This window comes from Alteromonas sp. ABH2_165, assembly GCF_056159945.1.
The window spans coordinates 553726-577431 of record NZ_JBSWWF010000002.1; the positions used below are offsets into that span (position 1 = coordinate 553726).

Sequence of the window (23706 nt, forward strand, 5' to 3'; positions counted from 1 at the left end):
GCCTGTGTTTTTATAGCCTTTATCTCGTTGTACGTACCCTATTTATGGATACTATTTTTACACGCGGTCCGTCACTCAATATCAGGCTGATACTGGCTCTGGTGATGTCTGTGGCGCTGATTATCGCTGACACCCGTTTCGATATGTTCCAATCTTCGCGCGTGTACATGAATTCTCTCATGAGTCCGCTTCAGTATTTGGCTAACCTGCCTTCCGTGTTGCTGAATGTGAGTGCTCAGCGCCTTACCTCCCATGAAGATCTGGTTGACGAAAATCAGCGCCTGACCAATCAGGTATTGCTGATGAGTGAGCGCATGCAGCGATTCGATGTACTGCAAGCCGAAAATGACCAGCTTCGCGCATTACTCGATACCCCTTCTAAACCCGGCATGCGAAAAAAGGTGTCAGAGCTGATGGCAGTGGAAACCAGCCCGTTCAGCCAGCAAATTGTGCTGAATAAAGGCGCGCTGGACGATGTGTATCTGTCGCAATCGGTGTTGGACGACCGCGGGATTGTTGGGCAGGTATCGGAAGTGGGTACCACGAACAGTCGTGTCATTCTGATCACCGACGTAACGCACGCGGTTCCGGTACGTTCTGTGCGTAATAATATTCGTTTTATTGCCAGTGGAACGGGCTCGCTGGATGAGTTGTTGCTTGAGCACGTGCCACACAGCGTCGATGTGGAAGTGGGCGACATGCTGGTAACATCTGGCCTGGGCCACGTGTTCCCGGAGGGATATCCGGTCGCACAGGTTTCAAAAGTCACCAGAGACGAAAGCCGACCGTTTGCTATTGTTGTGGCGAAGCCAGTGGCGCGTCTCGACAGGCTGAGATATTTGTTGTTGCTATGGCCGGAAGGGGCAGATGGTCCGCAGGAAATCGATGCAGTAACTGAAGACGAAGCATCAGTAGAGGATGCCAACTGATGCTCAAAGTTCGTCATTACTCTATTATCATCAGTATTCTGATTGCCCTGGTATTACAAATTATTCCACTACCAATTCAGGTCGATATCTATCGCCCTGACTGGGTGCTCATCGTGCTGTCTTACTGGACGATGGCATTGCCACACAGGGTGAATGTGGGTGTGGCATTTATGACCGGCATCGCCATGGATATTCTGCTGGGCACCGCACTGGGCATTCATTCCATCGCACTCAGTTTGTCGGTATATACATTAACCGCAAACTACCAGCGTTTGCGTAATTATTCGGTCTGGCAACAGGCTATCATTATCGGTGTAATCAGTGCGCTCTACCATGTTGTGTTGTTCTGGGTACAGCATCTTCTCACCGGTATTCCATTCCAGCTTAGTTATTTATGGCCAGTTGTCAGCTCTATGCTGCTGTGGCCGTGGATTTTCTGGCTCCTTCGTAAAGCACGCAGACAATTTAGCATCAATTAAGGGGCGCTTATGTCGATTTCACTCATTCTGGCATCAGCATCGCCCCGTCGTACGGCCCTTCTAGACCAAATGGGGCTTAGTCATCGCCAGTTTCCCGTAGATATCGACGAATCGCCACTTGCCGATGAATCTCCCGAGGCCATGGTAATGCGCCTTGCTGAGCAAAAAGCGGCCACCGCCTGGCAGCGTCTTTTGGTAGCGGGTGATACGGGCATGGTTGTGCTTGCCTCAGATACGCTTATCGCTTTTAACGGCAAGCCGCTTGGAAAACCTGTCGACCGTGAAGATTGCTTCTCTATGCTTCGCTCTCTTTCCGATAACGAACACGAAGTGCTTACTGCCATTAGTGTAAAAGGTGAGCAGGGAAGTAAAACCCAATGCATTTGCACCAAGGTGCAATTCGCCCCTGTATCCGACGACGATATTGCCGCATACTGGGATACCGGTGAACCTGCTGATAAAGCAGGCAGTTATGCCATTCAGGGCATTGGCGGCCAGTTTGTAAAATCTGTGAGTGGAAGTGTGAGTTCGGTAATTGGTCTGCCGTTGTATGAAACCCGTTGTTTGCTTAAAGAATTTGGAATTTCAAAGTGAGTGCAGAACTGCTGATTAACGTGACACCCTCTGAGTCCAGGGTGGCACTGATTGAGAACGGGATCCTTCAGGAGATCCACGTAGAGCGTCACACGAAGAAAGGCATCGTGGGCAATATTTATCGCGGAAAGGTAAGTCGGGTGTTACCGGGCATGCAAGCAGCGTTTGTGGATATTGGCCTGGATAAAGCTGCATTTCTTCATGCATCTGACATTGTTGCTCATAACGAGGTGGCCGATGAAGTGGCCAGCAGTCAGGTTCAGAAAAAAGATATTCGCGAGCTGGTGCGTGATGGTCAGGATATCATCGTTCAGGTGGTGAAAGATCCTATTGGTACAAAAGGTGCCAGATTAACCACCGACATCACCATTCCATCTCGCTATTTGGTTTTCATGCCCAGTGTTACCCACGTGGGCGTGAGTCAGCGAATTGAAGACGAATCTGAGCGCGAGCGATTGAAAAACCTGGTGCAGGAGTACTGTGACGACGAAGGCGGCTTCATTCTTCGCACCGCTGCAGAAGGCGTTTCTCAGGCTGAGTTATCTTCTGATGCGGCATTTTTACGCCGGTTGTGGAACAAGATAAAGCAGCGCATGGGGCGAAAGAAACAGCATATCATGTATGAAGATTTGCCTCTGGCCCGCCGCGTACTTCGTGATTTTGTTGGCACCGAGCTTGACCGCATTCGCATCGACTCTAATTTGTCGTTTCAGGAACTGAAAGACTTCACCAGCGAATATGTGCCTGAACTACAGAGCAAGCTGGAATACTACCGTGGCGAGCGCCCCATTTTCGATTTGTACGATGTAGAAAACGAAGTGCAAAGAGCGCTGGAACGTCGGGTCGATCTTAAATCGGGTGGCTATTTGATTATCGATCAAACCGAAGCCATGACCACTATCGATATTAATACCGGCGCGTTTGTTGGTCACCGTAACCTGGAAGAAACCATCTTCAATACCAATATCGAAGCGACCCTGGCTATTGCTCGCCAGCTCCGACTGCGGAATTTGGGCGGCATGATCCTGATCGACTTTATCGATATGTCGGAACCAGATCACAAAAGACGGGTCTTAAATAGTCTGGAAACGGCCACCGTAAAAGACCGGGCGAAAATCAATATTCACGGCTTTACCGCACTGGGTTTAATTGAAATGACCCGTAAGCGTACAAGGGAAAGCCTTGAACATACGTTATGTGGTGCGTGTCCGGTGTGTAAAGGGCGGGGGTCGGTGAAAACCATCGAAACCATCTGTTTTGAAATTATGCGTGAGGTGGTGAGGGTTAACCGCGCCTACGACGCCGACAAATTTGTTATTTATGCCTCGCCAAATGTAGCCGATGCGCTGCTGGGTGAGGAATCCCATGTTCTGGCTGAGCTGGAAGTGTTCGTGTCTAAGCAGATTAAAGTGCAGACAGAACCGCTGTATAATCAGGACAAATACGATGTTGTGATGATGTAAGGCGGACCGAAACCGGTGTCAAAAGCAAGAACTGTAGCAGCCTGGGCAATTAAGAAGCTTTGGCTGTTACTGGCAGTGTTACTTGTTCTCTTTGCCGTAGTGCTTAGCGTGATGCGCTACGCATTGCCTCACATCGACCATAAAAAATATATCCTCGAAGACTTCGTTAACGAAAAGTACGGTGTCGAGCTTAAAATCGGCAGTGTAAAAGCCGACTGGGAAAAGCGCGGCCCCAGTATTGTGCTTAACGACGTGGTGCTGGCCAATAACGAATCCTCTCCTGTTGAACTGGAAATCAAGCATGTGCACATGGAAATTGATTTCTGGGAAAGCCTGCGGCTACGCATGCTGTCTTCCAATGTTTTCACCCTTGATGATTTAAGCCTGGAAATCGATGCAGACAGGATGGATGGTGCAGGTGAAAGCGACTTTCCCGTTGTTGATGCATTAAAGCGTTTGTTTCTGGAGCAACTCCAACGCTTCTCACTCACCGATGGTGAGGTAGCCATTGTTAGAAATGGTGAGCGAGAAGTACTGCAACTGGAATCTTTAAGCTGGATAAACGAAGAGCAGCATCACCAGGGCACTGGCGAAGTGCGGGTGCAGGAACTTACCGCCAATTCAGCCTCGTTTATCATCGACTTAAATGGTTCGGCAGATTCGCTTGACGGTGTGATGTACGCCAAAGCGGAAGAGCTGGATATTTCGCCTTGGGTAAAAGGGTTGTTGGCAACCCGCCGCCCACTTAAAGAAAGTCGTGCAAACTTTGAAGTGTGGGCCGAGGTAAAAGAAAGTCAGTTCAGTGCTTTTTATACCGAATTTCATGAAAGTAAGCTGGCCTGGGGCGGCGATGACGATGTGGTATTTAACACTGGTATTCGCGGTGGCAGTATTCAAGCGCAACCGTACAACAATCGCTGGCATTTCCGCGTAGACCAACTGATTTTCGATTCGAACGACCAAAGTTTGGTTACCGATTTGGTGGGTACGGTATCGCCTCAGGGCGAGGTACTGGTGAATACGGTGAAACCTGCGCCGGTGAATCCCTTCTTGGTGCTGCTACCCTTGTTCACCGATGACACCGCCGATGACAACATTCGTGATTTGAAACCGGAAGGTCAGCTGGCCACGTTGCAACTGAATATCAGGCCGAAGGGAGTAGACGTTGCCGCTAAACTACTGGGTGTGAGCTGGCAGCAAGACAATAAAACACCGGGCATGTCGAGCCTGGATCTCGATATCTATTGGCATAAGAAGCAAGGCGTCGTCATGCTGTCTGCGAACGAGGCCAAACTGGATATCGACAACTTGTTGCCCGAGTCCGTCGATATCGATGCGCTGCGTGGACGCGTGTATATTTATCAGCAAGACGTTAACGAAGAAAAGCACTGGGTTGTGCAGAGTGACCGCATGATGCTTGAGTCCGCTAAGCTCACCGCAATCCCTTCATTCCGCTTCGATACGAAAAATGGCGAGTTGGCAGCGCGTTTAGATGTGCAGAAACGTCCGCTACAAGACATTCAATTGTTATTGCCCGGCCCAATCATGGGCAAAAATACCACCGCATTTCTTAATCGTGCATTTGAAGGGCCTGGCACCATTGAGGCCGCGAGCATCGTGTGGCAAGGCAAGCTTGCCGACTTTCCGTTTGAAAATAACGAGGGCGTGTTTCAGGCCAATGTGCGTATCACCGACAGCACCTTCCGGTTTTCTGACAAATGGCAGCCCCTTGAGCATCTCGATCTCACCTTACTCTTCGAAAATGAAAAACTGTTGATGTCTGGCCCGGATGCCCTGCTGGGCGACGTGAAAGTGAGCCAATTACGCGCAGAAATCCCGGCGCTAAAAAGCAATTCAAAAGTCATTATAGATGCCTTAGGCGAGGCGGATTCAAAAGCTGTTACGGCACTCATGCTAGACAGTAGCTTGTCTGAATCACTCGGCAGACTGCTAGACAAAGACGTACTGATTGATGGTGCACTGTCGGCCAGTCTGCATCTCGATATTCCATTCAGCAGTCCTGATGTGGTGGCATCCGGTACGGTGACGTTGCCAGGAAACGACGTTCACATTGCCAGTACCAAGATGGATTTTGGTGACGCAAAAGGCCAGGTGTCGTTTGTAAATGAAAGGGTGAACTTCGATAACCTAAATGCCCAGCTTCTGGGACAGCCGGTAAAGCTAACTTTTACCGGCGATAAAGCCGAACAAGATTACGTTGTCGACCTGTCAATGAACGGCGACTGGGAAGTTGCCTCGTTACTGGCAGAATTTAACCCCAAATTTAATCAATCCCTTTCTGGCAATGCCCATTGGCAAGCGGTGCTGAATTTGCGCCTGTTACCAGAAGGCTTTAATTATAAAGCGAATATCACCACGCCCTTGGTAGGACTGCACTCTTCACTACCTGCGCCGTTCGCTAAAGCCTATACCGATGAGCTGCTGTTTAATGTGGTAAGCGAAGGCAACGAGCAGGCATCCACGGTGCAGGCGAGTTTAGGTGACGATGTGCGCTTTGAAGGCGTATTGCCGTACGAGCAAATGCAGTTCTCACGAGCGCACCTGGCGCTGGGTAAAAGCGATTTTGTCGGTATGGGCATCGGCTTTAGTATTTCGGCCAATATGGACGAAGTCGATATCAATGAATGGCACAATACGGTGGATATGTTGATCAGTGGTTTCGGCGACAGTAGCCGCACTGAAACTACCGCGAAGCCGTTATTTTCCGTACCAGAGCGCATTTTCCTGAATGCCAACACGGTGAAGCTGGCAGGGCAGTGCTTGCATCAGGCACAAATCACAACCAAGCAGCAAAATAACAACTGGGTGGTAGACATCAACACCACGGAAGCGCGGGGTACGGTGAACCTGTTTGATGACTGGCTGGCACGAGGTATCGTGATTGAGGCCGACTATCTTCAGCTCGATAACTGGGAAGCAGCCAGTGAAGACGACGAGAGTGTCGCTAAAGACTGGGATGCGTCCACTCTGCCACCTATTTATTTTCACTGTAATCAGTGCTCCCTGCTGGAAAAAGATCTGGGTGAGGTAACGCTGGATGTGGCCCGGGCTGATGACGGTTTGGATATTCGCCAGTTCAGCGCAATCAGCAAGCACGGTAAATTTAACGCCAAGGGCAAATGGATTTTCACCGAAGCCTCCAATCGCTCAGCCCTGAACGGTACGTTTACCAGCGACGATGTGGGCATGATGTTGAAAAGCTGGGGTGTAGACAGCGGCATTAAAGATTCGGGTGCCGATCTGAAATTTGATTTAGGCTGGGCGAAGTCGCCTATGGATTTCTCGGCTCAAAGCCTTACCGGAAACATGGATTGGTCGTTGTCTGACGGCTATCTCAGCGACGTGAGCGACAAAGGCTCACGGATTTTCACGCTGTTTAGCCTGAACTCACTGGTGCGCAAACTCAGCCTGGATTTCCGGGATGTATTTGCCAAAGGGTTTTTCTACGATGATATGAGTGGCACGCTTTCTATCGCTGATGGTAAAGCCTATACCGACGATACCCGAATTGATGGCGGTGCCGGTGAGATTAATATTAATGGCTACACCGATTTGGTTGATAACCAACTGAATTACAACGTGGAGTTCACGCCCAATGTGACGGGAAACCTGCCTGTGCTGGTGTATTTCCTTGCAACGCCGCAAACGGCATTGGCGGCACTGGCCCTTGATCAGGTGCTCACGTCTGCTAAGGTGATTTCAAACGTGAATTATCGCGTTACCGGGAGTTTGAGCGAACCGGTGTTTGAAGAAGTCGGTCGAGATAGCAAAGAAGTCTCGTTACCGGCTAAAACCACACCGGCAACTTCTCCCGACGACCCGCTCACAGAGCAGGACATGCAACGCATTAAACTGGAGGTAGACGATGGTTAACGTAGTGGCAATTCAAATGACGTCTACGCCCCATGTAGACGAGAACCTACGGTTTGTTGAGTCACAACTAAAATCGTTGCCTGATCCGGCCAAGGTAACCAGCCTTGTGGTGCTGCCTGAATGTTTTGCCCGCTTTGGCTCTCGCGATGGTGAGCAGCTTGCTATCGCTGAATCGAAAGGCGCTGGATACATGCAAGACGAACTGAGTCGCATGGCAAAGCAGTATCAATGCTATCTGGTGGCAGGCACCATTCCACTTAAAACTGACGACGACAATAAATTCACTGCGTCTAGCTTGTTGTATTCACCGGAAGGTGAGTTAATGGCGGAATATCAGAAGATACATCTTTTCGATGTGGCCGTGAACGACAACACTGGCAGTTATCTGGAATCAAAATACACCCGCCACGGTGGAAAGGTGGTGGTGGCCGATACGCCGATAGGGCGTATCGGTATGGCAGTATGTTATGATGTGCGCTTCTCTGGTTTGTTTGCCGCTATGGGCGACATCGATATTCTGGTATTGCCCGCAGCCTTTACTCAACGTACGGGTGAAGCCCACTGGGAAGTGCTTTTACGCAGTCGCGCCATTGAAAAGCAATGTTTTGTAGTCGGAGCCGGACAAACTGGCATACACGCGAATAACCGGGAAACTTACGGCCACAGTATGATTATCTCGCCATGGGGTGAGATCATGGCAGAAAACGCCACTGATACCGGTATCGTCTGCGCTGAAATAGATATTAACGATCGGAAGAAGCTGAAGACAAACATGCCTGTCAGCCAACATAACCGATTCAGGAGCCAACTTGTTTAATAACGTAAAAAACCATTTGCTTACTGATTCAGGCCTCGACCTGTCGTCGCTGGAAAAAGCATTAGGTGAAATTTATCACTACGACAACGACTACGCCGATTTGTATTTCCAGTCCAGTCAGCATGAAAGCTGGGTGCTGGAAGACGGTATTATCAAGGATGGCAGTTATAACATTGAACGTGGTGTTGGCGTACGGGCAATCAGCGGTGAAAAAACCGGTTTTGCCTACTCAGACGACATTAACGAAAGCGCTTTGCTGGATGCCTGCCGGGCCGCGCGCACCATTGCGCCCTCTGGTGGTAAGCATCAGGTGAAGTCGTTGGAAAGCGCCAAGTACAGCAATCGTTATAAAGACGATAACCCGCTATTGGCCATGCAAGACGCCGATAAGATTTCTCTGCTGAAAGCCGTAGATGCCTATATTCGTGAGAAAGAGCCAGGCATCAATCAGGTCGTAGTGAGCTTAAGCGGCGTGTACGAAGAAATTCTGGTCGCTGCCACAGACGGCACGCTGGCGACAGATATTCGCCCGCTGGTGCGCCTGAACTGTTCCGTCCTGATGGAAAAAGGCGACCGTCGAGAACGCGGCAGTGCCGGTGCCGGTGGCCGTCATTCCTATGATTTTTTCAAATCCGACAAAGACGGCCGACCCTACTTTGAAATGCTAGCTGACGAAGCCCTGCACATGGCCCGAGTCAACATGGAAGCCGTAGCTTCGCCTGCTGGCACCATGCCGGTGGTGCTGGGTAACGGCTGGCCTGGCGTACTGCTGCATGAAGCAGTAGGCCACGGTTTAGAAGGTGATTTTAACCGCAAAGGTGCGTCGACCTTCAGTGGTCGCATCGGTGAACGTGTGGCAGCAAAAGGGGTCACAGTGGTGGACGATGGCACCATGGCTGACCGTCGTGGTTCTCTGTCGGTAGACGATGAGGGTACACCAACCCAGCACAACGTGCTGATTGAAGACGGTATCCTTAAAGGCTACATGCAGGACAAGATGAATGCCCGCCTGATGGGGGTTGCGCCAACCGGTAACGGCCGTCGTGAGTCATTTGCACATTTGCCCATGCCGCGCATGACAAACACCTACATGTTAGGTGGCCAGTACGATCCGCAGGAAATTATCGCGACCATCGACAAAGGCATTTATGCGCCTAACTTTGCTGGTGGTCAGGTGGATATCACCTCCGGTAAGTTCGTATTTTCCAGCGCGGAAGCCTATCTCATTGAGAACGGAAAAATCACCGCACCGGTAAAAGGCGCCACGCTGATTGGCAACGGCCCGGAAGTTATGCAAAAGATTTCTATGATTGGTAACGACGTAGCACTCGATCGCGGCGTAGGCGTATGCGGTAAAGACGGCCAGTCGGTACCAGTAGGGGTTGGACAGCCAACACTTAAGGTAGATGAACTCACAGTGGGTGGTACGGCGTAAGTACCTGTTCACAGATAAACAAACGGCGCGATATTGCTATCGCGCCGTTTTTGTTTGTACTGGTTTCTAGTACCGCTTTGTTACAATAGGACTTTAAAAAGCGTGCCTATTCTTCGTGAATCATTTCTTTCAGATATTGAAATAATTCGCGGAATGCTTTTGGAGGCCCGTTCTTTTCACGTTCTTTTCTAATCTGGCGGTGAAACTGGCGTAGCTTTTGGCGATCGAGCTGCGGATGCTCTTCCATTAAGCGCTGAATACCGTCATCACCATGATTGATAACGTCTTCACGGGCTTTTTCCAGCGCGTGGAAGGCCGCATTCTGCGCCTGGTGCTGGTGGGTCAATCGGGCCATGGCAGCTTCGATGTCTGACACATCACGGCTACGCATTAATTTTCCGATAAACTGAAGCTGTCGGCGGAAGCCATCTTTCTTGCGGTTGATATTCCGCGCTAGCATGACCGAATCTTCCAGCTCTTCATCCATTGGAATGGTCGCTAGGTGGGCGGCAGACAGATTCACCAAATCTTCGCCAAGCTTCTGAAGCTCTTCAGACTGGCGTTTCAGTTCAGATTTACTGACAATATCGGAGCCATCTTCAGGCTGACCATCGTCAAAATAGTTTTCTTCGTCAGAATGATGCTTGTTATCGCTCATTTGGCACTCATAAATGTTACACTGCAGTATTCGAGTATTGTGACATACAGACGGAAATAGCGAAACTCACTATGCAAATAGAAAAGCAAATTGCGGAAATCCAGGGCGTTGTCGACGACGTGCTGAAGATGGCTCTGAGTAAAGGCGCCACGCAGGCCGAGGCCAGTATGTCGAAAGTGCAGGGCATTTCTGTGTCGTCCCGCATGGGCGATGTGGAGAATGTTGAATTTAACAATGACGGTGGACTGGGTATCAGTGTTTACGTGGGTAAGCACAAAGGTAGCGCCTCAACCGCTGACCTGAGTAAAGAAGCCCTGGCGCTGACAGTAGAAAAAGCGGTAGATATTGCCCGTTACACCAGCGAAGACCCGTGCACCGGCTTGGCTGATGAAGACTTAATCGCCACGGAGTTTCCCGATCTCGACCTCTATCATCCCATCGAGTTGGACCCGCAAAAAGGTATCGAGCTTGCCATTGAGGCCGAAAAGGCCGCGCTTGAGTACGATGAGCGCATTACCAATTCTGATGGAGCTTCTTACAACGCTAATCTGGGTATGCGGGTTTATGGTAATACCCATGGAATCAACGCTGGCTACCCGAGCAGCCGCTATAGCCTAAGCTGTATGATGATTGGAGCACAAGATGGCGACATGCAGCGCGATTACGCGTACACAGTGAACCGTCAGGCCCATTTACTGAAATCTGCAGCAGAGGTTGGTCGTGAGGCTGCCGAAGCCACTGTAGCCCGTCTGGGTGCGCGTAAGCTGCCTACGGGTAAAGTGCCTGTGATGCTGCACCGTGATGTCGCCAGCTCTTTGTTTGGTCACTACGTGAGTGCTATCAGCGGTGGTAGCCTGTATCGTCGTTCATCGTTCCTGCTCGACAAACTGGGTGAGCAGGTGTTTCCTGAATGGCTGAACATTGAAGAAAAGCCGTTCCTGAAAGGCGGTCTGGCAAGCTCCAGCTTCGACTCTGAAGGTGTAGCCACTAGAGACATGACCATTGTGGAAAACGGTTTATTGTCGCACTACCTGTACACCACTTATTCTGCTCGCAAGCTGGGCGTGAAGTCTAACGGCCATGCTGGTGGTATTCATAACTGGATAATTGGTACAACCGGTCAGTCCGATGCCGAAATGCTTAAAAAAATGGGCACAGGATTATTGGTGACCGAGCTAATGGGGCAGGGTGTAAACACCGTAACCGGCGACTACTCCCGTGGTGCAGCAGGTTTCTGGGTAGAAAACGGGATTATCCAGTACCCGGTAGCCGAAGTGACCATTGCCGGTAACTTGAAAGACATGTTCATGAACATTGCTGCCATCGGCGCTGAGCGCGAGTTACGCGGCGGTGTACAAACCGGTTCTGTATTGATTGGTGAAATGCGGGTGGCGGGTAGTTAAGCCCACATTCGTAAATTTCGGGCATAAAAAAACGCAGCATTAAGCTGCGTTTTTTGTTTGTGGTTATCAGTAAATAAGCAGCGTGCTTATTGGTCTACTGAACCACAGAAACGGTAACCTTCACCGTGGATGGTTACGATCAATTCTTCTTCACTTGGCTCTGACTCGAAGTGCTTACGAATACGACGAATGGTAACGTCTACCGTACGGTCATTCGGGCGCAGTTCACGGCCAGTCATTTCCATGATCAGTTGTTCACGGGTAAGAATTTTGCCTGGGTTGCTCAGGAACAGGTGCAGTGCACGGAACTCAGAGCGTGGCAAACGGAATTCTGTACCGCTTGGCGAGATCAGTGAGCGGCTATCGCCATCCAGAGTCCAACCATTGAAGCTAACGCGGCTTGGTAAGTCGTCGTCTTCAGCAGAGTTAGTGGTACGTGCAAGCAGGTTACGAGCTCGAATCGTTAACTCTCGTGGGTTAAATGGCTTCGTCAGGTAGTCATCGGCACCGATTTCCAGACCTAAAATACGGTCTACATCGTTGTCACGACCAGTCAGGAAGATAAGGCCGACGTTTTTGCGGTCGCGAACTTCACGCGCCAGGATTAGACCATTCTTACCTGGCAGGTTAATGTCCATAATAACCAGATTGATAGAGTGGTTTTCAAAAAAGTCATGCATTTGATCGCCATTTTCGGCCTCAAACACATTGTAGCCTTCAGCTTCAAATAAGCTTTTCAGCGTGGTACGGGTTACCACTTCATCTTCAACAATTAAAATATTTGGCGTATGCATGGTGTTTTACACTCTTCTACAATCGATTAAGCTGCTTCTTCTGACAAATTCTAATATCCGATAGCCTGTTTTAAAAGTACTTATCGAACAACTTGTCTACGGTATAAGTTTTCGTACAAAAATTACAAGGGCTTATTCACCTTTTAACGGTAATTTTCCACTTTCAGAGCTTTCGACAGGGAAAATGATAAGAAATTCCACGCCGTTGCCTTCTTCACTGGTAATTGTGATGGTGCCGTTTAATGCCTGAGTCACCAGGTTATACACCAGATGCATACCCAGACCGGAACCACCTTGCCCTCGTTTTGTTGTAACAAACGGGTCAAAGATACGTTTGCGGATGTCGTTGGAGATCCCTTTTCCGTTATCTTTGTAAATTAGTTTCATTTTTGTCGGCGTCATCATTTCTGCAATGATGTTTATTTCGCCGTGATCCATGTCTTCAAAACCATGAATAACTGAATTCATGATTAGATTGATCAGGATTTGGTTGATTGGCCCTGCTTTGGTTTCAATAACCAGTGTAGGATCGCAATCTACCCGGATATCATGCTCGACCTGCTTTAGCCGGGGCCGCAGAGATAAAAGTATCTCATTGACCAGTTGGGAAAAGCAAAAAATACGGTCATTTTCTGATGATTGATCTACAGCAACCTGTTTAAAACTGGAAATAAGCTCGGCTGCGCGATTCAGGTTACGGTAAATAATATTCAGATTTTCCTGACTTTCGGTCAGAAACCGAGCCATTGTACTGGCTTTTAACGTTTTACACTCGAATTCTTTTTGAATTATTGCTAATCGGTCCAACATCATGGTTGATGCAGTTACGCCAAGGCCAATTGGCGTGTTAACTTCGTGGGCCACCCCGGCAACCATATCGCCCAACGATGCCATCTTTTCATTTTGTACAATTTGGCGTTGAAACTGGTGTAATTTTTCCAGCGTCTGAATAAGTTCGCGGTTTGCCTCTTTAAGGGCCAGAGTACGCTGGCTTACCATGTCTTCCAGGCTCGCATTAAGCTTACGATGTTGCTCTTCTGCCATCCGTTGTTTTTGTACATATTCCTGCACCCGGCTCAGCATCACGTTAATCGATACAGAAAGGTCTGCAATTTCCCGAATATTGGTGGGTTCGGCCCGGGCGCTGTAATCTCGTTGACGAGATGTGTTGCTGAGAAAGTCACCAAGTCGTTCTATAGGCTGGGTGATCAGCTTCTGCATGCGCAGTGAAACTATCAAACACAACGCCAGAATCACGATAATAACGGCCACCGTGGTAAAAATGGCTTGTTCAATTTCTCGGTTCAAGCGCTGAGTGGAAAATTTGATATAGACGTAGCCAGCCGTTCTGCCTTGTTGATTCTCAATCGCCCGGGTAATTTCGATGGCATCTGCAGTCATCACGGGCTCGAAATATTGGCCGATGGAAGTTTGCTTAGGCGTAGCTGGAAAGTCACCTTCGCGGGTATAACTGGCAAGCGGATTAAGATCGCCAGCTTCATCTTGTTCATAAATCCTAAGGTTAATCAGATCGGGCGATGCGGCGAGCTTGCTAAGATGACCATCAAGTTGTTCTTCTTCGTGGTCACTCAAACCGCTTATTATCATATCGCCATAAATAGCGCCAAGCAGATCGGCGAAAATCACCACGTCGTTGCGCAAGGTTTCGCGGTAATGCTTTATTTGGTTATAACTGGTGAGTCCGGCAGACACGATGAGTGACAAGGTGGCAATGGCCATCACAACCCAGAGAAAAAGGCTTCTTATCGATAGCTGCACGGTTGGCTGTGACATTTGTTATGAATGATTATAATTTGCGCACTCTTACGCTAAATATGGCTGAAAGAGGCGTAAAAATAAAGCGGGATGATTATTTATCTTTTTCTAATGGCTCATTGAGGCATAAAGAGCGCGATAGGCTTCCGCGGCGGTTTCCCAAGTGAAACGGGTATTCATACCGCGAATTTGCATCTCACGGAACTTCACGGGGTGCTCATAATAGAATAATAAAGCGCGACGGATACAGCTTAGCAGTGCCGCTGGACTCGGCGCATTAAACACAAAACCCGTGGCGTTGTCTTTGTCTTGATTGGTGTCGACTACTGTATCTTTTAAGCCGCCCACTGCACGTACAATAGGCAGTGTGCCATAAGCCAGACTGTACATCTGATTCAGTCCACATGGCTCGAATTGAGAAGGCATCAGGAAAAAGTCTGCGCCAGCTTCAACCAGGTGCGCATGATGAACACTAAAGCCATTGATGAAAGCAAACTGGGAAGCATGGTTTTGGGCAAACTCATCCAAATCCATACACACCTTCGGATCGCCGGTGCCTACAATAACGAGCTGCACATTGTGGTGCATGAGCTCTTGAAGAATAGGCACTAAGTAGCCGAATCCTTTTTGGTCTGTCAGGCGGCACACCATGCCGAGCAGGGGCACGTCTGCATTGAGCGGCAGATGACTGATTTCCTGTAGCGCCAGCTTACACATTTTCTTATCGTGTAAGGTGTCGGCTGAATAATTTTTGGGAAGGTATTCGTCGTCTTGCGGATTCCACTGGCCATAATCACATCCGTTTAGAATGCCGCTTAAATCTTGCTGGCGGGTAACTAACCGTTCGTGTAGCCCGTGCGAACCTAAATCGGTAAGCAGTTCCTCGGCGTAATTCGGGCTCACCGTAGTAATTTTAGTGGCGAACTCGATACCCGACTGCAGCATGTTGATATAGCCTCCATGCACTTGTGAGGCAATAGCAGGGTGATGGCGTAAGTAAGGAATATCGTCTAACTTGGTTACGCCCTGAAAAGCCGCATTGTGAATAGTGAATACGGTTTTAGTGGTGTTGAAAAAACCAGAATGATCATTGTGAAGTAGGAATGGCAGCATTGCCGTGTGCCAGTCGTGGCAATGAATGACATCGGGCTGAACGCTGAGTGCTTGCAAAGCATTGAGTGCCGCACCGCAAAAGAAACTGAAGCGTTCTGAATTATCGGCGTAAGCTTCATAAGTGCTGGTGTACAGGCCTTCACGGTCGAAGTATTCAGGGTAATCTATAAAATAAACGTCAATGTCATTCCAGGACAACTGCTTAATGTTGTAGTGGTAAACCTTGCCTTCTGTGAACAGCGTTTGCTGGGCGCAGGCGTCAGCAAGTTTGTACTGCTCAGCAATGGCTTTGTAATACGGCATCACAATGCTGACCTGTTCACCGGCTTTCTTAAGCGCCAGTGGCAATGCCTTTCCAACGTCGGCGAGACCGCCTGTTTTAACTAAATCTTCTACTTCCGAAATGGCGAAAACAATATTCACGGCAAGTCTCCAAACAACCCAAAGCCACGGTGCGTTTCGTACACATGCTATGTAAGTATGACACCGGTTACATTCAACTAAACGTTATCACACAGAATTAAATCTGCCTAACCTGTTGTGCTCATGTACAGGGAAAAGCGGGTGTCTTGCGCCACGGTGTGCGTTTGAGGAAACACATCGCCTAGCAAGCCAGGGTAGGGCAAAAATCGATTTGCTACCATTTGCAGAGTGCCACCAGAGGCAAGACGCTGCTTACTGTCTTCAATAAATCTGCGGGTAATGGTGTAGTCGGTTTTTACGCCCGTGTGGAAAGGCGGATTAGTAACTATGTGCGAAAAGTTACGCTCGATGCCATGCAGGCCGTTTGCGGCCAACAGACACGCAGACTGCTGGTTGGCGTTTAAGGTACGCGCGGCGCAATAGATGGCCAGGGCGCTCACATCCAGCAGTTGCATATCGAGGTGAGGGAAGCGCTTAAGTAAATAAGCCCCAATAACGCCCGCACCGCACGCGAAATCCAGTACCCTGCCACGTAAACGGTCAGAGCCTTTTTTCAGCAACATGCGGGTACCTTCATCGAGCTCGCCATGGCTGAATACACCCGGTGACGACACCACTTCCCAGGTAAGGTCGTCTACTTCGTATTCTGATTCGGTGAGCCAGTCTGCCGGAGAAAAAGCCGGGCCTGTAGTTTCCGGCATTACCGAAACCAAGCTGCAATGGCGGGCAGAGTCGATTTTTTGGTTAGGGCCAATTTTGTCGGTGAGTTTAGCAACGCTTTTTATGCCGCCTTTGTTTTCACCTACGATATGAATTCTGCCACCTTCAGATAACGCGCTATGGGCCATTGCCAGCAGCATTTGTGTGTGCGGCTTCGACTTGGGCATAAATATCAGAATATCTGAAAACGTCTTTTCGGCAGGAATAAACGGTGAGAACCAGTGCATATGACCACTGGCTTTTTGTTCAATACAAAACCCATGTTCCCGTTGGCTTACATCGCGACTGTCGAATTCGCAGGATGGGATCACCCGCACGCTTTCTGCAAAAATATCGAAATACTGATGCAAAAAGGTGGCTGGTTTGTTGTCGAGTAAATCAGCGAAATAGGCATCGCTGGGATTAATGAATAACCAGTTTCCAGTATCAAAAAGCTCAAGGTTCCGTTCTAATAACTGGCTTTGCGGGCTCAACATGTGGTTCTAGGTTCCGTTAGTTTTATTTATTGTTTTGTATTAATTTGCGCGCTGGTAAATCAGGTCCCAAACACCGTGACCCAGCTTCTGACCACGTACTTCAAATTTCGTGATAGGACGATAGTCCGGGCGCGGCACGTAATCGCCGTCGTTGGCGGTATTTTCATATCCTGGGGCCGCATTCATGACTTCAGCCATATGCTCAGCGTACTGTTCCCAGTCGGTTGCCATGTGAAATTTACCGCCAATAGCAAGCTTTTCACGTACCATCTGAACAAATTCAGGCTGCACTATACGACGTTTATGATGACGTTTTTTGTGCCATGGATCAGGAAAGTAGAGTTGAACCCGGGCAAGACTGCCGTCGGGAATCATTTTCTTGAAAACTTCTACCGCGTCGTACTCCATGACACGTAAGTTTGTCAGGCCGCGTTCTCCAGCCTCAGACAAACAAGCGCCCACGCCAGGGCGATGAACTTCAATACCAATAAAGTTGGTGTTTTGGTCGTTCTCCGCCATTTCTACCAGAGATTTGCCCATTCCGAAACCAATTTCCAACACAACCGGGTTGTCGTTGCCAAACAATTCAGTAAAAGAGAGTAAGTTTGACTGAAAATCTACCCCCATGGTTGGCCAGAAGGATTCAAGCGCTTTCGCCTGACCGTTCGTTAATCTGCCTTCCCGTTTTACGAAGCTGCGAACTTTGCTGACGTAAACACCAGCCGCTTCTGCTTCTTCCTGATTTTTGTATTGACCCATGCTACGCCCATTTCTTTAGCTGTTGAAACCGGGCGGCATTATGCCCACTGCCCGGCTGATTGCAATAATCTCTGCTGTATTTTACTGCAAATCCGTGAGAAGTGGGGTGCGTTAGCCGCAAATCGCCTGAATTGATTGCGCCAGCGTGTCTGGTTGCTCTAAAAGGCACATATGTCCTGCACCTTTTACTGTGATCAGATGACAAGATGGGATTTCATCCGCGGCCTGTTGTAATGAAGAAAACGGCACCACCTCGTCATCTTCGGCGGCAATGATGTTCACCGGGAAAGTACAGGTTTTTAATTTGTCGATAATGGCTGGTCTGGGAGTAGTTGCATTAGTATGGGCAAGTAATGTGGCCGCGCCCAAATCTGTGCCCATCTCCCGTACTACACCAGCGATGTCTGGGTTGTTCTGGTGAGAAGGATGCACAAAGCGTGAAACATAAGCGGCTTTATCTGGCTGAAAACTGCCTTTTTTCAGCATAGTTACCAATTGGCCGCGGCGCTTTTCTTCTTCAGCGGTAAGGCCATAGGGTGATGCGCCAATCATAGTGAGCGACGCCACCTTAGATTGATTCTGCAAAGCCCAGGTTGCAGCCATATAACCGCCCATCGAGAAACCCACTAAATTGACTTGTTCGTTGTCGATCACCCGGTCTGATGTTAGTGCCAGCATGTCTTCTTTTGAGCTCGCCCACTGTAGCGGCACGTAACGGCGCTGATAAATAGAGAGTTGCCGCCATACTGGCAGCCACACGCGCTCGTCACAAAGAGTACCGGGAAGAAACAACGTAGGCTTTGACACAAAAGCTCCTGACTGGGTTTGGTATTTACTTGTGCATGTTATCATACACCGCATCAAGACCGACCGATTTTAGTATTCGATGACAAAGCCATTTTCCCGCCTCGTGCTCGATTGGTTCGATAAGCACGGCCGCAAGACATTGCCCTGGCAGCAGGATATTTCTGCTTACCGGGTGTGGGTGTCTGAAATTATGTTGCAGCAAACTCAGGTGACCACAGTAATTCCGTACTTTGAGCGCTTTATGGCGCGATTTCCTACCGTGGTAGATTTAGCTCAAGCGCCACAGGATGACGTGCTACATTTATGGACCGGCCTTGGTTATTACGCCCGAGCCCGAAACCTGCATAAAGCCGCACAGCAAATCGCCAGTGAATACGGCGGTGAATTCCCGCAAACGTTAGAAGAAGTCATGGCACTACCCGGCATCGGCCGTTCTACTGCAGGGGCGATTCTCTCTATTGCGTGCGGTCAGAACCATCCTATTCTCGATGGCAATGTAAAGCGTGTACTGGCACGCTACTATGCCGTAGAGGGCTGGCCAGGACAAAAAGCAGTAGAAAATCAGCTATGGGAATATGCCACAGCCAATACGCCGGATGAGCGCTGTAATCACTACACGCAGGTGATGATGGATTTAGGCGCTATGGTTTGCACCCGTTCGAAGCCTCGTTGTGATGAGTGCCCACTGCAATCAGGTTGTCTGGCCTATGCGCAGGGAAGACAAGCCGAATTCCCCGGAAAGAAACCAAAGAAAACGTTGCCGGTTCGCACTACGACTATGCTGGCCGTGTTCTATAACGGCAGCGTATTAATGGAACAGCGCCCACCAACCGGATTGTGGGGGGGACTGTTTGGATTTCTGGAAACACAGCTTCCTGTGGAAGATGCTATTAAAGCACTGCCTTTTGAAATATCAGACCATAAAGCGCTGGAAGGCTTTCGTCATACCTTCAGTCATTTTCACCTGGATATTCAGCCTTATCTGTTGTTTGTTAATGCTCCTGGCGGCTTGCAAGTAAATGAAAGTAATCAGCGCTGGTTCAATATTAATGAATCATTGGGAGTAGGTACCGCAGCACCAACGCAAAAAATTATCTCGCAGATAACACAAATCCTTTAGACTATGCCCATTATTGCCTGTGCATAGTGAATGGCGCAGGCATCGCAGCGCTCAGACCCGATTTAAGGAGACACCATGAGCAGACAAGTATTTTGCCAGCACTTCAACAAAGAAGCCGACGGCCTGGATTTTCAGCTTTACCCCGGCGAACTGGGCAAGCGCATCTTCGACAATATCTCCAAAGAGGCATTTTCTGAGTGGCAGAAGAAGCAAACCATGCTGATCAACGAGAAAAAGCTCAATATGATGGAACCAACCGACAGAAAATTTCTCGAAGAGCAGATGGAAGCATTTTTATTTGAAGGTAAAGAACCTTCCATTGAAGGCTACGTGCCCCCGAAAAAGTAATCTAAACCGGATGAAAAACGCGCGGGTTGCTGTTTTTTTCTCGGAATTGCGCAACTAATGCGCAGTTGAAAAAAATATGAAGAAAAACGGTTGACTTGAAGCACGGAAATCCGTTTAATACGCACCCACAGCAGGACAGGCTTCAAAAAGCCACCCGCTAAACAGTTTCAGCCTCGATAGCTCAGTTGGTAGAGCAGCGGATTGAAAATCCGCGTGTCCCTGGTTCGATCCCGGGTCGAGGCACCATTATTCAGAAAGCCCTTGCAGAAATGCGAGGGCTTTTTTGTTGTGCTGATTCGAGCCCAGCAGTCAGGTTCGATGTAGTGCTCCTTCCTAATTGCTTATCTGTTTAAGCGCAATTCGCTCAGCCTGCCAATAACTACGTTAACGTCAAGCTCACCACTATTTCATCCTCTCCCCCACTAGGGTATTGTTTTTACAAACAAGGAGATCCTGAAATGAACAAATTTTTGAAAACAGGTGTGTGTCTGGCGGTGTTAGGTTTTAGTAGTGCCAAGGCACTAGCTGAGCCGGTGGCGGTTGAATCTGCAATTCAGGATGACCTCCCTCAGCTAATGGAACTGTACAAGCATCTCCACGCGAATCCTGAGCTCAGCGGATATGAAGTGGAAACCGCTAAACTGCTGGCAGACAAAGCGCGCAAGCTTGGCCTTGAGGTCACTGAAAAAGTGGGCGGCACCGGTGTTGTGGCAGTGATGGAAAATGGCCCTGGCCCAGTGGTACTTATTCGCGCTGATATGGATGGCTTGCCCGTGGTAGAGCAAACCGGGTTACCTTTCGCTTCTACGGTTACAGCAACGACCGATGACGGCGTGGAATCCGGCGTAATGCATGCTTGCGCTCACGATACCCACATGTCTGGCTGGATGGGCACCGCTCAGCAACTGGTGAAGTTCAAAGATCAGTGGTCTGGCACGGTGGTAATGATTCTGCAGCCCGCCGAAGAGCGGGGCAAGGGTGCACGGGATATGCTGGCTGATGGCCTTTTTGAGCGCTTCCCCAAACCTGACTACGCGTTTGCCTTCCATAACTCAGCTGCCATTCCGGCAGGCGTTATTGGTTACACCCCTGGTTTTACCTTTGCTAATGTGGATAGCGTAGATATCAATATTAAAGGCATTGGCGGCCACGGTGCGTATCCTCAGGCAACCAAAGATCCAGTAGTACTGGGCAGTCGCATTGTTACTTCACTGCAAACATTGGTAAGCCGTGAGCTGGATCCACTGGATTCTGCTGTGGTAACTGTGGGCAGCTTTATCGCTGGTTCCAAGCACAACATCATTTCTGACAAAGCCACGCTGCTGTTAACAGTAAGAAGCTACTCTGATGAAACTCGTCAGAAGTTGCTGGATGGCATCGCCCGTATCGCCAAAGGTGAGGGAATTGCCGCTGGTTTGTCTGATGATATGCTGCCGGAGGTGGTGGTGAAAGACGAATACACCCCAGCGGCCTATAACAACCCTGAATTTGCTGTTGAAATGACGGATTACTTCAAGGCCGAGATGGGCGATGAAATGGTTACCGAGGTGCCGCCAACCATGGCTGGTGAGGATTTCGGTCGTTACTACCGGGCAGATAAATCCATTAAGAGTTTGCTGTTCTGGGTAGGCGGTGTGCCAGAAGAACGCTGGGAAGCTGCGCAGAGTGGTGAGCAGAAGCTGCCGTCATTACACAGCCCGTTCTGGGCACCAGATGCTGAAAAGGTGATTAGTAGCGCCACCGAAGCGCTGACACTGGCTACGATGAAGGTGTTGGCGAAGCCTGAGTAAATTGAATGAATTTAGGAGTTGGCGGAGACCTGGTGCTTCAGTTACCTGCGGGCTCCCCACTTTTTAAGCCACTAAAAGACATACCGCAATTAATGTAAAAGCGTAGAAAGTCGCAAAAATCCATTCCCGCCGTGATTCACGTTTCATATCTACTTTGTGTTCGTTCCAACTTTTCATTACGCCCTCCGTCTGCTGCCTGTTTACCTGAAGACTAGTTCAGTGGTCGGATTAAAGCGAAAAAATATTTGCAGGTAAAATTACATTAACTACTCACAGTCCTGGTCTAGTGGCGAAAACAGACCATAAGCCCAGTTAAATTTGGTGAATGGATTAAATAGCCTGTCTAACGAAAATGACTTCTTGGCAGTTCGCAGAACAGAGGATTGTTATGAATGCGAAAACCAGCGTTACTAATATTTTGATAATATTTTTCTTTCTAACCGTTGCCGGGGTTTTGCTGGTGGCTTCAGGCTACGCGCTTGCAAAACATCAACGCTTAGCATCTGCGAGTGTTGCCGGTCTTGCTGTTATAGTATGTTTGGTTGCAACACAACGTATTGAATCCTTGAAGCTGAATAAAGAATTCTTCAAAAGGTTTATCCAGCTTATCGCTTTCCTCATTGTGTTCTTCAGTATTATTTCAACATTTACGGCGAATTAGTTAATGCCGTATTTCTCCAAATTGCGAAATCAATTCAGACAGAGCGGTGCACTGTTTATGGATACGCTCAACAGCCTGATCAATTTGCGGTATCTGTTTCCCTTCAGCCATTAACTTAATCAAATCAGCCTCAAGAGACACAACATTCAGGTCGTTTCTCATTTGATGAAGTTTTTTACGTATAGACTGTGCCTTCTGATTTGCAGATTCAGTGGGCGAATTAAAAGAGGTGTATTTCATGGCCGCTGACGGAGCAGCAAGACTGAATAAAGGCTCTTGTTTCTGATACAACACTGCATTGTTCTTACCTTTCGATTTCGCTTCATACAAAGCCGAATCTGAAGCGGAATAAAGTGCGTCCAGGGTTTGCGCGTGTTGGGGGAAACAAGCAATACCAATGCTGGCAGAGATTTTCACTGGTATTTTATTTATTGAATAAGGGGCCGAAATCACTTCAAGCAATTTATCTGCTATCCGGGTAATTTCGTCTTCAGACTCCAATGCTTCACATAGCAGAAAGAATTCGTCTCCTCCGCCTCTGGCCACATTGTCAGTAACCCGTACAGCACCTTCAATCCGTTGGGCACATTGTTGTAACAGCGAGTCTCCAGTGGGATGACCATGGGTGTCATTTACGCCTTTAAAGCCATCCAGGTCTAAACTGAACAGAGCCAAGTGAGGCTCTGCTCCACTGCCGCTCTGGGCCAGTTTAACGCTCGCTGCCGCATTAAAACCCCGTCGGTTTAACAGCCCGGTAAGGGGGTCGGTATTTGCCTCCTGTTTAAGCGAGTTAATACGCTGGTTGCGCTGAACAGCAAAGCGGAGAACTCTGTCGATGGCATCAGGGCGGAACTCCCCTTTTCTGATGAAGTCCTGTGCACCCATTCTCATGATGTCTGAGGCCAGGCGTGAGCTTGACTCACCAGTATAAATAACGACTGCCAGTTCAGGATATAGTTTGCACAGGCTAGCCGGCGCCTGCTCACCCTCTGCATCTGGCAAACCCAAATCAACCAGCGCAATGTCAAACGCAGTAGCTCCGGCGTTAAGGTGACTGAGTGCCTCTTTAACGGTACTAACATGCATAATCTGATAATTGTGGTCAATTTCTTTTAATGCCCTAATTAAAGAATCAGCCGTAGGTTTCTGATCTTCTATTAGTAATAAGCGCAAAATACGCCTCCGTCTGGCCAATTACAGGCTGTGATACATACCTGATGTTTAACAGGGAAATAAGAACGCCACAT

At 48.9% G+C, this 23706-nt stretch carries 20 protein-coding genes and 1 tRNA gene; 13 read left to right on the forward strand and 8 right to left on the reverse strand.

Annotated features, from left to right (window positions below; genetic code table 11):
- The first annotated feature begins 44 nt into the window (after nucleotides 1–44).
- Genes mreC through tldD form a run of 7 tightly spaced genes read left to right on the forward strand, consistent with a single transcriptional unit; the run spans nucleotide 45 to nucleotide 9611 of the window.
- Complete coding sequence (gene mreC, locus ACXAFQ_RS06975) at nucleotides 45–929, forward strand: rod shape-determining protein MreC (protein WP_474818988.1); 885 nt, start codon at nucleotides 45–47, stop codon at nucleotides 927–929.
- On the forward strand, nucleotides 929–1408 hold the full coding sequence (gene mreD, locus ACXAFQ_RS06980) for a rod shape-determining protein MreD (RefSeq protein WP_474818992.1): 480 nt from the start codon (nucleotides 929–931) through the stop codon (nucleotides 1406–1408). Before mreC ends, mreD begins: the two co-directional genes overlap by 1 nt.
- Before the next feature lie 9 nt (nucleotides 1409–1417).
- A complete protein-coding gene (locus tag ACXAFQ_RS06985; RefSeq protein ID WP_474818994.1) occupies nucleotides 1418–2002 on the forward strand; it encodes a Maf family protein in 585 nt (194 codons plus the stop codon).
- Nucleotides 1999–3465: a ribonuclease G gene (gene rng / locus ACXAFQ_RS06990; protein ID WP_474818997.1), complete on the forward strand. Its 1467-nt coding sequence runs from the start codon at nucleotides 1999–2001 to the stop codon at nucleotides 3463–3465. The genes ACXAFQ_RS06985 and rng overlap by 4 nt, the downstream gene beginning before the upstream one ends.
- Nucleotides 3466–3480: 15 nt before the next feature.
- A complete protein-coding gene (locus ACXAFQ_RS06995; RefSeq protein WP_474819002.1) occupies nucleotides 3481–7359 on the forward strand; it encodes a YhdP family protein in 3879 nt (1292 codons plus the stop codon).
- A complete protein-coding gene (locus ACXAFQ_RS07000) occupies nucleotides 7352–8176 on the forward strand; it encodes a carbon-nitrogen hydrolase family protein (RefSeq protein WP_474819007.1) in 825 nt (274 codons plus the stop codon). The genes ACXAFQ_RS06995 and ACXAFQ_RS07000 overlap by 8 nt, the downstream gene beginning before the upstream one ends.
- Nucleotides 8169–9611 (forward strand): metalloprotease TldD, encoded by a 1443-nt coding sequence (gene tldD / locus ACXAFQ_RS07005; protein WP_474819011.1) that lies wholly within the window; start codon nucleotides 8169–8171, stop codon nucleotides 9609–9611. Before ACXAFQ_RS07000 ends, tldD begins: the two co-directional genes overlap by 8 nt.
- A 106-nt stretch (nucleotides 9612–9717) precedes the next feature.
- On the opposite strand, the gene yjgA is transcribed toward tldD, so the two are convergent.
- Nucleotides 9718–10269 (reverse strand): ribosome biogenesis factor YjgA, encoded by a 552-nt coding sequence (gene yjgA / locus ACXAFQ_RS07010; protein WP_474819016.1) that lies wholly within the window; start codon nucleotides 10267–10269, stop codon nucleotides 9718–9720.
- 71 nt (nucleotides 10270–10340) lie between these two features.
- Between yjgA and pmbA the strand changes: the two genes are divergently transcribed.
- Entirely contained in the window at nucleotides 10341–11672 is a 1332-nt protein-coding gene (gene pmbA, locus ACXAFQ_RS07015; protein ID WP_474819019.1) for a metalloprotease PmbA, read from the forward strand.
- An 86-nt stretch (nucleotides 11673–11758) separates the two neighbouring features.
- Here pmbA and arcA read toward each other — a convergent pair whose 3' ends face one another.
- From arcA to ACXAFQ_RS07045, 6 genes are all read right to left on the reverse strand, one after another.
- On the reverse strand, nucleotides 11759–12466 hold the full coding sequence (gene arcA, locus ACXAFQ_RS07020; protein WP_070125108.1) for a two-component system response regulator ArcA: 708 nt from the start codon (nucleotides 12464–12466) through the stop codon (nucleotides 11759–11761).
- A 132-nt stretch (nucleotides 12467–12598) separates the two neighbouring features.
- Nucleotides 12599–14260, reverse strand: coding sequence for a sensor histidine kinase (locus tag ACXAFQ_RS07025; RefSeq protein ID WP_474819023.1), 1662 nt, complete (start codon nucleotides 14258–14260; stop codon nucleotides 12599–12601).
- A gap of 90 nt (nucleotides 14261–14350) precedes the next feature.
- Entirely contained in the window at nucleotides 14351–15778 is a 1428-nt protein-coding gene (gene glgA / locus ACXAFQ_RS07030) for a glycogen synthase GlgA (protein ID WP_474819028.1), read from the reverse strand.
- Between the two features lie 107 nt (nucleotides 15779–15885).
- The gene (locus ACXAFQ_RS07035; RefSeq protein ID WP_474819032.1) at nucleotides 15886–16974 is read right to left on the reverse strand and encodes a methyltransferase; all 1089 of its coding nucleotides are present in this window, start codon (nucleotides 16972–16974) and stop codon (nucleotides 15886–15888) included.
- 39 nt (nucleotides 16975–17013) lie between these two features.
- Complete coding sequence (trmB, locus tag ACXAFQ_RS07040; RefSeq protein ID WP_474819036.1) at nucleotides 17014–17733, reverse strand: tRNA (guanosine(46)-N7)-methyltransferase TrmB; 720 nt, start codon at nucleotides 17731–17733, stop codon at nucleotides 17014–17016.
- A 111-nt stretch (nucleotides 17734–17844) separates the two neighbouring features.
- The gene (locus ACXAFQ_RS07045) at nucleotides 17845–18540 is read right to left on the reverse strand and encodes an alpha/beta fold hydrolase (RefSeq protein ID WP_474819040.1); all 696 of its coding nucleotides are present in this window, start codon (nucleotides 18538–18540) and stop codon (nucleotides 17845–17847) included.
- 79 nt (nucleotides 18541–18619) lie between these two features.
- On the opposite strand from ACXAFQ_RS07045, the gene mutY reads away from it, so the two are divergent.
- From mutY to ACXAFQ_RS07070, 5 genes are all read left to right on the forward strand, one after another.
- Nucleotides 18620–19660: an A/G-specific adenine glycosylase gene (mutY, locus tag ACXAFQ_RS07050; protein ID WP_474819044.1), complete on the forward strand. Its 1041-nt coding sequence runs from the start codon at nucleotides 18620–18622 to the stop codon at nucleotides 19658–19660.
- Nucleotides 19661–19735: 75 nt separating this feature from the next.
- Nucleotides 19736–20008 (forward strand): oxidative damage protection protein, encoded by a 273-nt coding sequence (locus ACXAFQ_RS07055; RefSeq protein WP_070125101.1) that lies wholly within the window; start codon nucleotides 19736–19738, stop codon nucleotides 20006–20008.
- 170 nt (nucleotides 20009–20178) lie between these two features.
- Nucleotides 20179–20254 (forward strand) — tRNA-Phe (locus ACXAFQ_RS07060).
- Between the two features lie 212 nt (nucleotides 20255–20466).
- Nucleotides 20467–21798 (forward strand): amidohydrolase, encoded by a 1332-nt coding sequence (locus ACXAFQ_RS07065; RefSeq protein ID WP_474819047.1) that lies wholly within the window; start codon nucleotides 20467–20469, stop codon nucleotides 21796–21798.
- Nucleotides 21799–22186: 388 nt separating this feature from the next.
- Nucleotides 22187–22459 carry a hypothetical protein gene (locus ACXAFQ_RS07070; protein ID WP_474819049.1) on the forward strand — a complete coding sequence of 91 codons (273 nt, stop codon included), beginning with the start codon at nucleotides 22187–22189 and terminating at the stop codon, nucleotides 22457–22459.
- Here the strand turns inward: ACXAFQ_RS07070 and ACXAFQ_RS07075 are convergent, their stop codons facing one another.
- Nucleotides 22460–23632, reverse strand: a complete 1173-nt coding sequence (locus ACXAFQ_RS07075; RefSeq protein ID WP_474819053.1) for a diguanylate cyclase domain-containing protein — start codon at nucleotides 23630–23632, stop codon at nucleotides 22460–22462. It lies immediately after the preceding gene.
- Nucleotides 23633–23706 lie beyond the last annotated feature (74 nt).